This is a genomic window from Bacillus sp. GMa5/1, assembly GCF_050172015.1.
GTDB lineage: Bacteria > Bacillota > Bacilli > Bacillales > Bacillaceae_G > Bacillus_A > Bacillus_A cereus.
The window spans coordinates 46455-59602 of the sequence record NZ_JBNLYC010000009.1 but is presented as its reverse complement, the minus strand read 5'-3'; the positions used below and the strand labels follow the sequence as shown (position 1 = coordinate 59602).

The window sequence follows — 13148 nt, the reverse complement described above, 5'->3', positions numbered from 1 at the left end:
CTCTCAAAAATTCAGTAATAATAAAAAAATCGTATAACGAAAAATAATTGCTCACGAAGATTTATGATACCGATAATAAAAGCATCACGTCAACAATTAACTTTAATTATTTTGCATTTTTCTTATTTTCTTTATGAAATTTTTCAATTTGTAAAATTAGACAGAAGAAAAAACAGCCTTTTGAAGGGCTGTTAAAAATTTTACGTTTTATATAATAATTTATATAAAACGTAAAATAGGATAGCGATTAAAGCATTTTGCCAAAAGGTTAGATGATAAATGAGATAAGGTTGCTTTTGGAAATAAATATTTAAGAATACAGCGGAACAAAATGGAGTAGCAAATGCGAATCCAAATAGAATTCTTCTTTTCCAATTCATTTTCTGATCAAAGGAGTAACGCTTTAATAAATATAAAATAAATAGTATACCTAGTATAATTATTGAAACAGACAAAGTAGTTCCAAGGATGCTAAAAGGCGGACTTGATAATGTATTATTTTTTTCAAAGAGAAACATAAAAAATGAAATAATTGCATTTATGCCAAACTGTATAGCAAGAAGTAAGCTAACAGAAAATCCAATTAAAGAAGTTTTTTCTAACTTTGTTTGGGTTGGTAAAGCTGATATAAGTTCATCACAATAAGATTGTAAGTCATCACCAAAAATGTCATAAGCATTTTTATTTTCTACTTGTGCTTCGATAAGATGATCTAATATTTCTAACAAAAGTTCTTCTACTTGATGTTCGGGTACATTAGATAACCGAAGATATACTAGCATATCACCATAAGCAATTTCGTTTTCGGAAGTTAGAAGCTCACGTTTTTTATTATTCAATTCAATCATGTCTTGTGCATTCATCCCTATCACTCCCCCTGTAATAAGTTATTTACCGTAGTTGAAACCATCCCCCAGCTTTGTTTAAATTCTTCAAGCTGTTCTAATCCTTTATCGGTTACGTGATAATATTTTCGCTTTGGACCGAGTGAGGAAGCTTTTAATGTTCCTTCAATCAATTTTTCTTTTTGCATACGTAACAATAATGGATATATGCTTCCTTCGCTTACAAATGTAAATCCGTGTTTATTTAATTTTGTACTCAGTTCATATCCGTACACTTCTTCTTGTGAAATGATGTATAGGATGCACCCTTCGAGCACGCCTTTTAACATTTGGCTGTGCATGATTTCACCACCTTTTATTCAGGTAACTTGCGTTGCAAGGTAGCTGGTATCCAAATTATAACATTAAGTAACTTGCAATGCAAGTTACTGGGGTGGAAAACTTTAATGTCCCCCATACTAACGAGAGGGCGAAAATTATATGAGACCGTTTATGTCAAAGCTCGTTTACTTTGAACGAAAGGCACTTGAATATCCACTTGGTTTTATAGTTGCGCCAATTTAAATGCATGAAGAATGGGAAGAAGGATACCGTAAACTATTTGAGCGACAAAGATATGACGATACCAAATTTAACGTTTGAATTGATTCAGCATTGTTTTCCGAAACCATCGGAAAATATGTATATAAAAAAGATGATGCAGCAGTATTAAAAGAAACGATAAGAGGTTATAGAAATGAGTTTTTTCCTAATGCAGAAATACAATATTTTACTTAAGGGGAGTCTGTATGCAAATACAGATTCTTTTTTGTTTTATATATTTAGGCTCGTTTTCAACTTGTCACGTTATTCTTTCTGGTGTATCATTTTATTGATTGCTTCGTACGGAATAAGCAAAATGAACTTGGATGGAGGAAACCGATGCCTACCCCTAGTATGGAAGATTATATTGAACAAATTTATTTGTTGATTGATGAAAAGGGTTACGCCCGCGTATCTGATATTGCTGAAGCGCTTAGTGTACATCCATCCTCTGTAACAAAAATGGTGCAAAAATTAGACAAAGATGAATATCTAATTTATGAAAAATATAGAGGGCTTGTATTAACAACAAAAGGTAAAAAAATCGGAGAACGTCTCGTATATCGTCATGACTTGCTAGAGCAATTTATGCGTATTATCGGTGTGGATGAAAGTAAAATTTACAATGATGTAGAAGGAATTGAACATCATTTAAGTTGGGAAGCAATTGATCGCATTGGTGATTTAGTGGAATACTTTGAACAAGATGCAGTCCGAGTGGAAACACTTCGTGGTGTTCAAAGAGCAAATGAAGAGAAAAGTAATTAAGGGGAACGTATGGCGTTTCCTTTTTTATTTCAATTCGAAAAGGATGGGAGAATTATGAAAGCAATTATTTTTGATTTTGATGGATTAATTGTGGACACAGAAACGATATGGTTTCACTCTTTCAGAGATGCTGTTCGTGAATACGGCGGGGAACTACCTTTAGAGGAATTTGCGAAATGCATTGGAACAACAGATGAGGTACTTTATACATATTTAAATGATCAATTAAAAGAGAAGTTTAACAAAAGTGCATTAAAAGAAAAAGTGGCAACTTTACATAAAGAGAAAATGAGAATACCAGAAGCTCGTGACGGGGTAAAAGAATATTTAGAAGAAGCGAAAGAAATGGGATTAAAAATCGCACTAGCTTCTAGTTCTTCTAGAGAATGGGTTATTCATTTTTTAGAAGAGCTACAAATTCGAGAATATTTTGAAGTAATTAAAACGAGAGAAGATGTTGAGAAGGTAAAACCAGATCCAGCTCTTTATCGAGTTGCAATAGAAGAATTAGGAATTAAGCCGTCTGAAGCTGTTGTATTTGAAGATTCATTAAATGGATTGAGAGCAGCAGTTGCAGCGGGATTAACGTGCGTTGTGGTACCTAATGATGTGACACGGAATTTACCATTTGAAAATCATCATCTTCGAATTGAAAGTATGAGAGAGAAAAGTTTAAAAGAAGTGCTTCAAAGTATAAAAAAAGACCGTATTTCCTAAAAGGAAGCACGGTCTTTCTTTTTGCTTTTTTTGCCTTCAATGACAGTTAAATGAGACTGTTTTCTTTTTCGTTTCAAAGTGGAAGAATTCCCTTTTTTACTTTTGTCATTAGAAGTATTTGACTTAAAGAAAGAATTGCCTAGGGGTGCTACATTTTGTTTCCCATGTTTGCGGTTCGATTGTTTTGCCGCACGCTTATATGAGCTTTGTGAATTTGCAGAACCACTGGAATTTGTAAACATCTTGTATAGCAAGTAAAAGATACCAACAACAAGTAACATGTACCCGATATTTCTTAATACACCCATGGGATTTGTAATAACAGATGAAACAAGGCCGAATATTGCCAATCCGATAATAAGCACAAATATAGCGAAAGTAAACGAACGACCGTTCATAAGGGACACCTCCTAAAAACGTATATTAAAATTAGTATATTAACGATGAGGAAAGGAGTTGAACACCATTTTTAAATAATTATTGTTTGTTCTCTAAACGTAATAATTCTTCAAACGATGCAATTGCTACTTCCACTTGATCATCTGTTGGTTCTTTCGTTGTTAATAGTTGTAGCCATAATCCAGGATATCCAAGTACGCGTAATACGGGAATATCTCGTAATCGATTTGTAAATTGTAATACTTCAAAAGAAATACCAAGTACAACTGGAATTAATAAAATTCGGTTTATAACTCGTGCCCAAAGAGGATCTGTAGGGACTAGGAAATAAACGAACATTCCAATAATGACTGTAAATATAATAAAGCTACTGCCACATCTATAATGGAGACGAGTTTGCTTTTGAACGTTTTCTACAGTCAGAGGAAGGTTATTCTCGTAAGCATTGATTACCTTATGCTCTGCACCGTGATACTGAAATACCCGCTTAATAAGTGGGGTTAAAGAAATAAAGTATATATAGCTCAATAATAGCATGAGCTTAATGACACTTTCGACAATGATTTGCCCAGTATGAGACGGGAAAATCGGTCTTGTTAATTCAGCTAATAGTGCAGGAACTGCTGTGAAAATGACTTTACCGAATATAAAAGATAAAACGCCAACAGCTGCAACTCCTAATACCATCGTTAATTTTGATTGTTCTTCTTTTTTATTTGCAATTTGTTCATCATCTTCTGGGTGGACGTCAAATCGTTCTGAAGCGAAGTTTAAATGCTTTGCTCCATTCGCACTTGCATCCACAATAGCGGCAATCCCTCGTAAAAATGGAATTTTTTTTAGGGTAGATAGTACTTTATTACGAACGCGTGGTAATCGATAAAATTCAATCGATTTATCTTTACGACGAACCGCTGTAACAGTATATTCTCTACCGCCAAACATAACTCCTTCTATGACCGCTTGCCCGCCATATATTTGTTTTGACTCTTCTGCCATGTTAACACCAACCTGTATTTGTTTCTCTCTTATGTAGAAAAAGAGGCAATTGTCATACTGGGTTCTGTCGTTTTGAAATAAGACAATCACCGAGTTTCCTTTATTTTATCGGCAAATACAAGTAGATGACAAGGGAAAATGTTATGAGAGTCGGACATTTCTTATTCTTTTTATAGACAAATTTCGCAGGATTTAAACATGCTTCAAAATAGTTTCGGGCATACTATTGAGCGGAGGTGTCGATGTGAGTCAAGAACAATTAGGAACAAGGGATTTTGTGCAGATTGGTTTGTTTGGTGGAATCTTTTGGGGCGGGGTATGGTATTTCCTTCATATATTTTCATTCACGGAGGCGGGCCCGAATTATTTCCTTTTACCATTTGCGTTTGGAAGTTGGAAAGAGGGTGTATGGGGCAATGTGTTCGGAATAGTGTGTATGGGACTTCTTTCAATTTTGATTGCCTTTTTGTATAAAGCATTTTTTGCAAAGTTTGAAGGGATTATAGCGGGAATTATTTATGGGCTATTTTGGTGGGCACTACTGTTTTTGGGGATGGGTTTAATGGCTCCTGTTATTAAAAGTGCGCTCCATTTACCAAAAGAGACAATTGTGACGACAATATGTATTTTTATATTGTATGGTGTGTTTATAGCATATTCTGTTTCTTACGCAGTAAATAGCAATAAAGCAGAACAAGAAGGGTAAGAGAAGACGAACTATTCAAATAAGTAACTCCTATGTTAAAATATTGTATAGATATTTAATATTAAGGAGTTTTAAGAATATGAAAAAGTTACTCCTCGTAAACGGTCCTAACCTAAATCGCCTCGGTGTTCGTGAGGTAAATGTATATGGAAAGGGCACGCTAACGACACTTGAAGCAGATATGAAGCAAGAAGCAGAAACAATGGGAGTGGAGTTAGAATGTTTCCAATCGAATCATGAAGGTGCCATTATCGACATTATTCATGAAGCGGAAGATATATATGAAGGGATCATTTTAAATCCGGGAGCATTTACGCATTATAGCTATGCGATTCGTGATGCCATTGCGAGCATTTCGATTCCTGTTATTGAAGTACATATTTCTAACATTCATCAGCGTGAATCGTTCCGTCATGAATCTGTGACGGCAGCTGTTTGTGCAGGTCAAATTGTAGGATTTGGTTTTTATGGCTATAAGTTAGCGTTATTTGCATTAATGGAGAAATTGAGGGAGGCATAAAGTAATGGAGAAAATTGAAAGATTACGAAGTGCATTTGATGAGGCTGGTATTGACGGTATTTTGTTAACAAATGAACATAGTCGTAGATATATGGCTAACTTCACAGGAACAGCAGGCGTTGTTCTTATTTCAAAAGATCGTGCTCAATTTATTACAGATTTCCGTTACGTCGAGCAGGCAAGTAAACAAGCGGTTGGATATGAGGTTGTACAGCACGCAGGATTGATCATTGATGAAGTGGCAAAGCAAGTGAAAGAGCTTGGAATTCAAAAGCTTGGTTTTGAGCAAGATACTCTTACATATAGTTCTTATTCAGTGCATAAGGAAGCGATTGATGCTGAATTTATCCCGACTTCTGGACTTGTAGAAAAGTTACGCTTGATAAAGACTGATTCAGAGATTAAGATATTAAAGGAAGCTGCACAGATTGCAGATGCTGCCTTTGAGCATATTCTATCATTCATTCGCCCGGGAGTATCTGAAATTGAAGTGTCAAATGAACTTGAATTTTTCATGAGAAAACAAGGAGCAACATCTTCTTCGTTTGATATTATCGTTGCTTCAGGTCTTCGTTCGGCATTACCGCACGGCGTGGCATCTGAAAAAGTGATAGAAACAGGAGATTTCGTTACATTAGACTTCGGCGCTTATTACAAAGGATATTGCTCTGATATTACTCGTACGATTGCAGTCGGTGAACCATCTGATAAATTAAAAGAAATTTATAATATCGTTTTAGAAGCACAACTACGTGGTGTGAACGGTATTAAAGCTGGTTTAACAGGTCGCGAGGCTGATGCGCTAACGCGTGACTACATAACGGAAAAAGGATATGGTGAATACTTTGGACACTCTACTGGTCATGGAATAGGTCTTGAAATCCATGAAGCACCAGGTTTAGCGTTCCGTTCTCATACAGTACTTGAACCAGGTATGGCTGTAACAGTAGAACCAGGTATTTATATTCCAGGTATTGGCGGCGTACGTATTGAAGATGATATCATTGTGACAAGTGAAGGTAATGAAGTAATTACGAAATCACCAAAAGAACTTATTATTTTGTAATACACAGGAGGATTTTTTTACATGATTTCAGTAAACGATTTTCGTACAGGTTTAACAATTTCAGTGGACAATGCCCTTTGGCAAGTACTTGATTTCCAACACGTAAAGCCAGGTAAAGGTGCTGCATTCGTTCGTTCTAAACTACGTAATCTTCGCACAGGTTCTGTTCAAGAGAAAACATTCCGTGCAGGTGAGAAAGTAGAAAAAGCACACATCGAAAACCGTCGTATGCAATACTTATACGCAAGCGGTGAGGCTCACGTATTTATGGATAACGGAACTTATGAGCAAATCGAACTTGGTGAAAAACAAATCGAGCGCGAGCTTAAATTCCTAAAAGAAAACATGGAAGTAGCAATCATGACTTACCAAGGCGAAGTACTTGGTGTTGAACTTCCAAACACAGTTGAATTACAAGTTACAGAAACAGAGCCTGGTATTAAAGGTGATACTGCTTCTAACGTAACAAAACCAGCTACATTAGAAACTGGTCTTGTTGTACAAGTACCAATCTTCATTAACGAAGGCGAAATGCTTATCATCAACACTGGTGAAGGTAAATACGTTTCTCGTGCATAGTAGAAAAGCACTCGTGATAATTCACGAGTGCTTTTTTTATAGGAAATAGGGTAGATAGTAAATAGCTGTTATTATAAAACTGACTAAAACAAGTGAAAGAGTACCCATAATAGATGGAGTCAAAACAATTTGAAATGGTTTTATTTCGCCAGTCTCAACGCCAGTTAATGTTTTACTTATTGCGTGATCTGTAATGTTATTTCTATGGTTACTCATAATAATTAACCACATAATTGCAAATATTGCTAAACTACCAAGGAAAAAGGTCTCTATAAATGACCAACCGACCAATAATGAAAAAAGATAAATAAGAGCTAATTCTACTACAACGGTTAAACTAACTTTCAATGCCTTCATATTTTTCCCCCTCATTCTGTAATTTCAACCAGTTTAAAAAATTTTCACGTGACACGACATGCAGAGAGCAAGGTGACTTTACTTCTTTCTCTAGTGCAGCGTGTTCGTCTGGAAACTTGTTTTCCACATGCAATGAAATATAAGGTAGTTTTTCTTGTGCTTTTAAAGAGCGGATATTATTCGTTTTAGCACCAGCAAATACGTAGGAAAGTTGTAAGTCTAAAAAGGCGATTTTAAAGATTTCTTTTTTAGCAGCCTCGTTATAGCCTTTTCCCCAGTACGGATAGCCGAGCCAACTACCAATGTGAGATTGCTTTTTCTCATTATTAATATGTTTAAGTGTGGTGAGGCCAATTATTTCATTTTCTTCATTCACAATCATTCTCGATAAGGATTTCTTTTGACGCTCTTCGTCTATTGCGAAAAGAAGAAATGTTTTCGTGTCTTCGATGTTTTCTACCGTTATCCCCAATGCATTTTTTATATGTGGATCACTTGATAGCTCGAAAATCACATTTGTATAGCATAAATCTAGTGGTAATAAAGTGACGTGCTGCATGGTTTAAACCTCTTTTAAACTAAATATACCATAATATACCATGAAATAATATGAATATTCAGATTGTAATTCGGAATTTAGAGAAAAATTATGTTTTTACTTCTGAAATAGACAACCTCTGCATATGGTTGTACAAATATATTCTTTTTTAGAATACGAAGTTAGTAACTGTTACGGGAGAAGGTGGAAGAATGAAACAGTGGCTAGCGGCAATGGAAACATCCGTGCTTGTTATGGGGGCACTTCGATTATTTTCAGGTAGTGCGGAGATATTTGCTGCTTTGCTTATGCTTTATGTGAATGATGCGAAGAAAGCGTTGTTTATAAATGGTATGTTGGCGTTTGTTGGACCTACCGTATTAATTTTAACAATGACAATTGGGATAGCGAGTGTAGCAAGTGAAATTTCTTTCTTGAAGCTCTTTTTTCTAGCGCTTGGAATTTGCTGTATTTTTATCGCATTACTGAAATAGTAAGTCGAGTATAGTGGGGAGAAGCCGATGAAAGAGGTATTAGAAGTTTTACCAAAAACGATGAAGTACTTAATTGAAGAATGTAAGCAATACGATGCTTTAGAGGAAATTCGCGTTCGAATTGGAAGGCCGCTAGAGTGTATTGCACACGGAAAGGTGTTTTTTTATGACTATATCACTACTGCAGAGGATGCTATTTACTTATTGAATAAGTTAAGTCAATTCTCAATTTATACGATGGAAGAGGAATTAAAACGTGGGTATGTGACGCTTCGCGGAGGGCATAGAATCGGGTTAGCAGGAAAAGTCATTACAGAAAAAAGCGCAGTGAAAATGATTCGTGATGTCTCTTCCTTTAATATTCGTATTGCTCGTCAAAAAATAGGGATTGCTGAACCGCTTTTGCCATATTTGTATGAAAAAAGGTGGTTAAACACGATGGTAATTGGCCCTCCCCAAACGGGAAAAACGACACTCTTAAGAGATGTAGCACGTTGCATGAGTCAAGGGGTAAGTGCTTCGGAAATTCCTTCCTGTAAAGTGGGGATCGTTGATGAACGGTCAGAAATTGCTGGTTGTGTGAAAGGGATCCCGCAATATGATTTTGGTACCCGAGTCGATGTGTTAGACGCATGTCCAAAGGCAGAAGGAATGATGATGATGATTCGTTCTATGAGTCCTGATATTTTGATCGTAGATGAAATTGGCCGTAAAGAAGATAGTGAAGCAATTATGGAGGCAGTGCATGCAGGTGTCCAGCTTTTTATAAGCGCACACGGATTTTCCTATGAGGATGTTGTGAGACGTCCATCGCTCAAGGCAGTGCTAGAGCTTGGTATATTTGATAGGTTTGTGGAGTTGTCAAAAGCGAGGGGTCCAGGAACGGTTATGCAGGTGAAAGATAAATATGGAAAACCAGTGTTATCAAATAGAAAGGCTGAGGGCGTATGGTGAAAATATTTGGTGCAGTGTTAATCGTTGCGGTCAGCACCTTTTTCGGGTTTTCGTACGCTAAAAGATACAGTGAGAGACCGAGGCAACTTAGGTTATTAAAATCAGCACTTCAATCATTAGAGGCAGAAATTATGTATGGACACACACCTTTATCTGAGGCTGCCGAGCGATTAGTTAAACAAATGCCAAAGCCATTAAATTGGATATTTCAAAGTTTCGCTAAAAAACTAGAAAGTGGAGAACAAACAGTAAGGGAAGCTTGGATAGATAGTTTGAAAGAGAATTGGAAGTTGACGGCTTTTCAACAAACCGAGTATGAAATACTGCAGCAATTTGGTGAAACGCTCGGGCAACATGATCGTGAATCACAACAAAAACATATTCGCTTATGTATTACACATTTGGAGAGAGAAGAAGAGGAAGCGAAAGCTTTACAACTGCAATACGAAAAAATGATTAAGAGCTTAGGGGTACTAGCAGGGCTACTTATTGTAATTTTACTGCTATAGGGGGGAGAAAGGCGATGTCCATTGATGTTGGATTAATATTTCAAATCGCCGGAATCGGCATTGTTTTAGCTTTCATTCATACTGTACTAAAAGAATTGAAGCGTGAGGATATTGCAAATTGGGTTATCCTTGTCGGTTTTGTCGTCATTTTATTTCATGTTGCATTTTTAATTAATACGCTATTCGACAAGATTAAAAGTGTCTTTCTCTTCCAGTAAAGGAGGCGGTTCGAATCGAAATTATACAAATTGTCGGATTAGGCCTCGTTGCTACGTTTTTAGCTGCTGTTTTGAACCAGCATAAATCTAGTATTACATCTTTATTTATTGTGTTCGTAGGTAGCGTGATGTTTCTTATTTTAATCGATCAAATTCATTCTATTTTACAAATGATTGAGAGAGTAGCGAGTGAAGCGAAAGTTAGCAACGTCTACGTGGAAACGTTACTAAAAATTATTGGAATTGCTTATATTGCCGAGTTTGGAGCTCAAATTACAAAAGATGCTGGTCAAGGTGCCATCGCTTCGAAAATTGAACTTGCTGGGAAAATCTTAATTCTCGTTATGGCAATTCCTATTTTGACGGTTGTAATTGAAACTATTCTCGGATTTTTACCGACGGGATAAGGGGGAGTGAATGTTGAGGAGGTTTGGAGCTAAGCTGCTATTTGCTTGCTTCCTTTTCTTTTCTTTACCGGTTGTTGTACAAGCTTCTCCTGTAGAAACAAACGTCGTTGATCAACAATTGGATAAGCTCGGAATTGAAGATGTGAAGCAATTTTGGGACGGGCTTGTTACAAAATATGGTGGCTATTTGCCAGAGAGTCAAAAAGGGAGTTTTATGGAGTTTGTAAAGGGAGAAAAAGAATTCTCTCTAAAAGAGTGGATGATAGGGTTATTAAAATATTTATTTCATGAGCTTGCAGCTAATGGAAAACTGCTTGGCACACTCATTATGCTCACAATCTTTAGTGCATTGTTGCAATCACTGCAATCCGCTTTTTCAAAAAGTAGTGTAAGTAAAATTGCTGATGCTGTTGTATATATGGTACTTATTATTTTTGCTTTAAATAGTTTTTATGTCGTTATGACATATGCAAGAGAAACGATACAAACAATGGTAGATTTCATATTAGCGCTATTGCCAATTTTATTGGCGCTTATAGCGACTGGTGGCGGGGTTGTATCTGTATCTTTCTTTCATCCGATTATCATTTTCTTAATGAATACAAGCGGGCTTCTTATGAATTATATCGTTCTACCGCTTTTATTACTGGCAACGATATTAAGTATTGTAAGTACAATGAGTGATCAATATAAAGTTACAAAATTGTCCAAGCTTCTGCAAAACGTTAGCGTTGGGATTATCGGTATCTTCTTAACCATTTTTTTAGGGGTATTATCTGTACAAGGAACAGCGACAGCCGTTGCTGATGGCATAGCTGTGAAAACTGCTAAATTTGTAACAGGAAACTTCATTCCAGTAGTTGGAAGAATGTTTACGGAAGCGGCAGATACTGTTATTAGCGCATCAGGATTATTGAAAAACACAGTCGGAATTATTGGGCTCGTCATTTTATGCTTAATTGTTGCTTTTCCTGCGATTCAAATTTTCTGTATTGCATTTATTTATAAATTCGCAGCAGCAGTATTACAACCGGTTGGCGGCGGAGCAATTATTCAATGTTTAGACATTATTGGAAGAAGCATCATTTACGTATTTGCTTGCTTAGCTATCGTATCATTTATGTTCTTTTTAAGTATTACAATTATTATTGCTGCGGGGAATATTACACTTATGATGCGGTAGGAGGTGAAGAGTATGCAATTTGTTACAGAGTGGATCAGAAATATTATCGTTTTTTTGCTCTTAGCGACAATGCTTCATCTTATTCTTCCAAATTCGAATTTGCAAAAATACGTTAAATTCGTTGTAAGTCTTTTGTTAGTCGTATTAATTTTAACACCCCTTTTTAAACTATTGCAGACAGATGTAAATGAAGTAATTGCAAATTTTAATGAAGAAAAGTACGTAGCAGAAGGATCTGTAAAAAATTCAATAGATTCGAAGAAAAAAGAAATACAAGCTCTAACACGTGCATATAGTTTAGAAGAGATGGCTACCAAAATGAAAAAAGAAGTAGGAAAAGAGTTTGAGAAAAAGTATGGTATGGCTGTCTCTGAAATACAAATAGTCGCAGCAGAAAATATAGAAGAAGTAAAGTCAGCGAAAGATATTCAATCTGTTGTTGTGACGTTGAAAGAAAAAGAACGTAGTAAAAATGATGCAATCGAAACAGTAAAGCCAATTGAAATTAACACGAAAGAGCCTCCAAAAAAAGTGGAAGAAACGAATGTAGAAATGAAAGATTTCTTTTCAAGCAGGTGGCAACTAGAGGGTAAACAAATCCAAGTTCAAATGGAAGGGAGGACAGGTAGAGTAAATGGACAATAAAGATAAAAATTCGAAGTTCTCATTTTTTCGAAACTTATTGAATGGGGATCAAAAAGAAAGCAACGAGAAGGGTAAAAAGGTAACACCTAAGTTTTTACTTGTCCTACTCATACTTGGAATTTTGCTTATGTTTTCTAGTAGTCTCTTTTCAAGTAAAAAAGAAGAAGTACCTGTATTTAAAGAACAAAAAACTCAAAACCAAGAAAAAGACGTACCAACTTTCGGACAAAAAAGTAATGATAGTATGTCAAATGTAGAAAAATATGAAAAAGCGTATGAACAAGAATTAAAAACTGCTTTAGAAGAAATAGCAGGAGTAAAAGACGTAACGATTAAAGTGAATTTAGATTCATCTGAAGAAAAAATTTTAGAAAAAAATACAGTGAAACGCTCACAAACAACAGGTGAAACAGATAAAACAGGCGGTAAGAGAGAAGTAGAGGACGAGTCTCTTGATGAAAAGACTGTCATTATACGTGAAGGGGATAAAGAAACTCCTGTTGTTTTACGAACAGAGAAGCCGAAAGTACGTGGTGTTCTTGTCGTAGCAAAGGGAGTGGATAATATACAAGTTAAAGTAATGGTAAAAGAAGCTGTGATAAGGCTGCTAGATGTACCGGCCCATCGCGTTTCAGTTTCACCGAAAAATTGATAGGGAGGAA

Annotated in this window: 20 protein-coding genes and 1 pseudogene; 15 read left to right on the top strand and 6 right to left on the bottom strand. The window is 36.0% G+C overall.

The annotated features are described in order from the left end of the window. Positions 1-200: 200 nt before the first annotated feature. Together ACQGSG_RS04305 and ACQGSG_RS04300 are read right to left on the bottom strand one after the other, a co-directional pair. Positions 201-863: a DUF1129 family protein gene (locus tag ACQGSG_RS04305; protein WP_325842504.1), complete on the bottom strand. Its 663-nt coding sequence runs from the start codon at positions 861-863 to the stop codon at positions 201-203. 5 nt (positions 864-868) lie between these two features. Then, the gene (locus ACQGSG_RS04300; RefSeq protein ID WP_000556083.1) at positions 869-1186 is read right to left on the bottom strand and encodes a PadR family transcriptional regulator; all 318 of its coding nucleotides are present in this window, start codon (positions 1184-1186) and stop codon (positions 869-871) included. Positions 1187-1376: 190 nt separating this feature from the next. Between ACQGSG_RS04300 and ACQGSG_RS04295 the strand changes: the two are divergent. The 3 genes and pseudogenes from ACQGSG_RS04295 to ACQGSG_RS04285 form a co-directional block, all read left to right on the top strand. Beyond that, positions 1377-1622, top strand: a pseudogene (locus ACQGSG_RS04295) (spore photoproduct lyase family protein); the annotation flags it as partial. A gap of 144 nt (positions 1623-1766) precedes the next feature. Then, positions 1767-2195: a transcriptional regulator MntR gene (mntR, locus tag ACQGSG_RS04290; RefSeq protein WP_001143083.1), complete on the top strand. Its 429-nt coding sequence runs from the start codon at positions 1767-1769 to the stop codon at positions 2193-2195. Positions 2196-2249: 54 nt separating this feature from the next. Next, positions 2250-2912 (top strand): HAD family hydrolase, encoded by a 663-nt coding sequence (locus tag ACQGSG_RS04285; RefSeq protein WP_025966333.1) that lies wholly within the window; start codon positions 2250-2252, stop codon positions 2910-2912. Here ACQGSG_RS04285 and ACQGSG_RS04280 read toward each other — a convergent pair. Next, on the bottom strand, positions 2909-3310 hold the full coding sequence (locus ACQGSG_RS04280) for an SA1362 family protein (RefSeq protein ID WP_001014463.1): 402 nt from the start codon (positions 3308-3310) through the stop codon (positions 2909-2911). The two genes, ACQGSG_RS04285 and ACQGSG_RS04280, sit on opposite strands and share 4 nt — an antisense overlap. A gap of 79 nt (positions 3311-3389) precedes the next feature. Beyond that, on the bottom strand, positions 3390-4310 hold the full coding sequence (locus ACQGSG_RS04275) for a DUF1385 domain-containing protein (protein WP_000807121.1): 921 nt from the start codon (positions 4308-4310) through the stop codon (positions 3390-3392). Between the two features lie 244 nt (positions 4311-4554). On the opposite strand from ACQGSG_RS04275, the gene ACQGSG_RS04270 reads away from it, so the two are divergent. The 4 genes from ACQGSG_RS04270 to efp all read left to right on the top strand — a co-directional run bounded on the left by ACQGSG_RS04270 (position 4555) and on the right by efp (position 7181). Beyond that, positions 4555-5016 (top strand): YqhR family membrane protein, encoded by a 462-nt coding sequence (locus tag ACQGSG_RS04270; RefSeq protein WP_325842503.1) that lies wholly within the window; start codon positions 4555-4557, stop codon positions 5014-5016. Positions 5017-5095: 79 nt separating this feature from the next. Next, the gene (gene aroQ / locus ACQGSG_RS04265) at positions 5096-5536 is read left to right on the top strand and encodes a type II 3-dehydroquinate dehydratase (protein WP_000735147.1); all 441 of its coding nucleotides are present in this window, start codon (positions 5096-5098) and stop codon (positions 5534-5536) included. Between the two features lie 4 nt (positions 5537-5540). Continuing rightward, positions 5541-6602 carry a Xaa-Pro dipeptidase gene (gene pepQ / locus ACQGSG_RS04260; protein ID WP_000411041.1) on the top strand — a complete coding sequence of 354 codons (1062 nt, stop codon included), beginning with the start codon at positions 5541-5543 and terminating at the stop codon, positions 6600-6602. 21 nt (positions 6603-6623) lie between these two features. Further along, positions 6624-7181, top strand: a complete 558-nt coding sequence (gene efp, locus ACQGSG_RS04255) for an elongation factor P (RefSeq protein WP_000626516.1) — start codon at positions 6624-6626, stop codon at positions 7179-7181. Positions 7182-7217: 36 nt separating this feature from the next. On the opposite strand, the gene ACQGSG_RS04250 is transcribed toward efp, so the two are convergent. Continuing rightward, positions 7218-7538: a hypothetical protein gene (locus ACQGSG_RS04250; RefSeq protein ID WP_000645695.1), complete on the bottom strand. Its 321-nt coding sequence runs from the start codon at positions 7536-7538 to the stop codon at positions 7218-7220. Next, positions 7519-8097 carry a GNAT family N-acetyltransferase gene (locus tag ACQGSG_RS04245; protein ID WP_001164984.1) on the bottom strand — a complete coding sequence of 193 codons (579 nt, stop codon included), beginning with the start codon at positions 8095-8097 and terminating at the stop codon, positions 7519-7521. The genes ACQGSG_RS04250 and ACQGSG_RS04245 overlap by 20 nt, the downstream gene beginning before the upstream one ends. Before the next feature lie 191 nt (positions 8098-8288). On the opposite strand from ACQGSG_RS04245, the gene ACQGSG_RS04240 reads away from it, so the two are divergent. From ACQGSG_RS04240 to spoIIIAG, 8 genes are read left to right on the top strand one after another with little or no spacing between them, the layout of a single operon-like run. Continuing rightward, positions 8289-8570, top strand: a complete 282-nt coding sequence (locus ACQGSG_RS04240) for a YqhV family protein (protein ID WP_000816050.1) — start codon at positions 8289-8291, stop codon at positions 8568-8570. Between the two features lie 27 nt (positions 8571-8597). Next, on the top strand, positions 8598-9524 hold the full coding sequence (gene spoIIIAA / locus ACQGSG_RS04235) for a stage III sporulation protein AA (protein WP_000665905.1): 927 nt from the start codon (positions 8598-8600) through the stop codon (positions 9522-9524). Beyond that, positions 9518-10033, top strand: coding sequence for a stage III sporulation protein SpoIIIAB (spoIIIAB, locus tag ACQGSG_RS04230; protein ID WP_000238702.1), 516 nt, complete (start codon positions 9518-9520; stop codon positions 10031-10033). Before spoIIIAA ends, spoIIIAB begins: the two co-directional genes overlap by 7 nt. A 14-nt stretch (positions 10034-10047) precedes the next feature. Further along, positions 10048-10251, top strand: a complete 204-nt coding sequence (gene spoIIIAC / locus ACQGSG_RS04225) for a stage III sporulation protein AC (RefSeq protein WP_000020914.1) — start codon at positions 10048-10050, stop codon at positions 10249-10251. A 23-nt stretch (positions 10252-10274) separates the two neighbouring features. Beyond that, positions 10275-10658 carry a stage III sporulation protein AD gene (gene spoIIIAD / locus ACQGSG_RS04220; RefSeq protein ID WP_077393170.1) on the top strand — a complete coding sequence of 128 codons (384 nt, stop codon included), beginning with the start codon at positions 10275-10277 and terminating at the stop codon, positions 10656-10658. 10 nt (positions 10659-10668) lie between these two features. After that, on the top strand, positions 10669-11841 hold the full coding sequence (gene spoIIIAE / locus ACQGSG_RS04215; protein ID WP_000946110.1) for a stage III sporulation protein AE: 1173 nt from the start codon (positions 10669-10671) through the stop codon (positions 11839-11841). 12 nt (positions 11842-11853) lie between these two features. Further along, positions 11854-12486: a stage III sporulation protein AF gene (gene spoIIIAF, locus ACQGSG_RS04210; protein WP_001161033.1), complete on the top strand. Its 633-nt coding sequence runs from the start codon at positions 11854-11856 to the stop codon at positions 12484-12486. Further along, positions 12476-13138 carry a stage III sporulation protein AG gene (spoIIIAG, locus tag ACQGSG_RS04205; RefSeq protein ID WP_000368891.1) on the top strand — a complete coding sequence of 221 codons (663 nt, stop codon included), beginning with the start codon at positions 12476-12478 and terminating at the stop codon, positions 13136-13138. The genes spoIIIAF and spoIIIAG overlap by 11 nt, the downstream gene beginning before the upstream one ends. Positions 13139-13148 lie beyond the last annotated feature (10 nt).

Coding starts and splice junctions, on each gene's coding strand:
- ACQGSG_RS04305 (WP_325842504.1), bottom strand. CDS start 863: ATGAATGCACAAGACATGATTGAATTGAATAATAAAAAACGTGAGCTT.
- ACQGSG_RS04300 (WP_000556083.1), bottom strand. CDS start 1,186: ATGCACAGCCAAATGTTAAAAGGCGTGCTCGAAGGGTGCATCCTATAC.
- mntR (WP_001143083.1), top strand. CDS start 1,767: ATGCCTACCCCTAGTATGGAAGATTATATTGAACAAATTTATTTGTTG.
- ACQGSG_RS04285 (WP_025966333.1), top strand. CDS start 2,250: ATGAAAGCAATTATTTTTGATTTTGATGGATTAATTGTGGACACAGAA.
- ACQGSG_RS04280 (WP_001014463.1), bottom strand. CDS start 3,310: ATGAACGGTCGTTCGTTTACTTTCGCTATATTTGTGCTTATTATCGGA.
- ACQGSG_RS04275 (WP_000807121.1), bottom strand. CDS start 4,310: ATGGCAGAAGAGTCAAAACAAATATATGGCGGGCAAGCGGTCATAGAA.
- aroQ (WP_000735147.1), top strand. CDS start 5,096: ATGAAAAAGTTACTCCTCGTAAACGGTCCTAACCTAAATCGCCTCGGT.
- pepQ (WP_000411041.1), top strand. CDS start 5,541: ATGGAGAAAATTGAAAGATTACGAAGTGCATTTGATGAGGCTGGTATT.
- efp (WP_000626516.1), top strand. CDS start 6,624: ATGATTTCAGTAAACGATTTTCGTACAGGTTTAACAATTTCAGTGGAC.
- ACQGSG_RS04250 (WP_000645695.1), bottom strand. CDS start 7,538: ATGAAGGCATTGAAAGTTAGTTTAACCGTTGTAGTAGAATTAGCTCTT.
- ACQGSG_RS04245 (WP_001164984.1), bottom strand. CDS start 8,097: ATGCAGCACGTCACTTTATTACCACTAGATTTATGCTATACAAATGTG.
- ACQGSG_RS04240 (WP_000816050.1), top strand. CDS start 8,289: ATGAAACAGTGGCTAGCGGCAATGGAAACATCCGTGCTTGTTATGGGG.
- spoIIIAA (WP_000665905.1), top strand. CDS start 8,598: ATGAAAGAGGTATTAGAAGTTTTACCAAAAACGATGAAGTACTTAATT.
- spoIIIAB (WP_000238702.1), top strand. CDS start 9,518: ATGGTGAAAATATTTGGTGCAGTGTTAATCGTTGCGGTCAGCACCTTT.
- spoIIIAC (WP_000020914.1), top strand. CDS start 10,048: ATGTCCATTGATGTTGGATTAATATTTCAAATCGCCGGAATCGGCATT.
- spoIIIAE (WP_000946110.1), top strand. CDS start 10,669: ATGTTGAGGAGGTTTGGAGCTAAGCTGCTATTTGCTTGCTTCCTTTTC.
- spoIIIAF (WP_001161033.1), top strand. CDS start 11,854: ATGCAATTTGTTACAGAGTGGATCAGAAATATTATCGTTTTTTTGCTC.
- spoIIIAG (WP_000368891.1), top strand. CDS start 12,476: ATGGACAATAAAGATAAAAATTCGAAGTTCTCATTTTTTCGAAACTTA.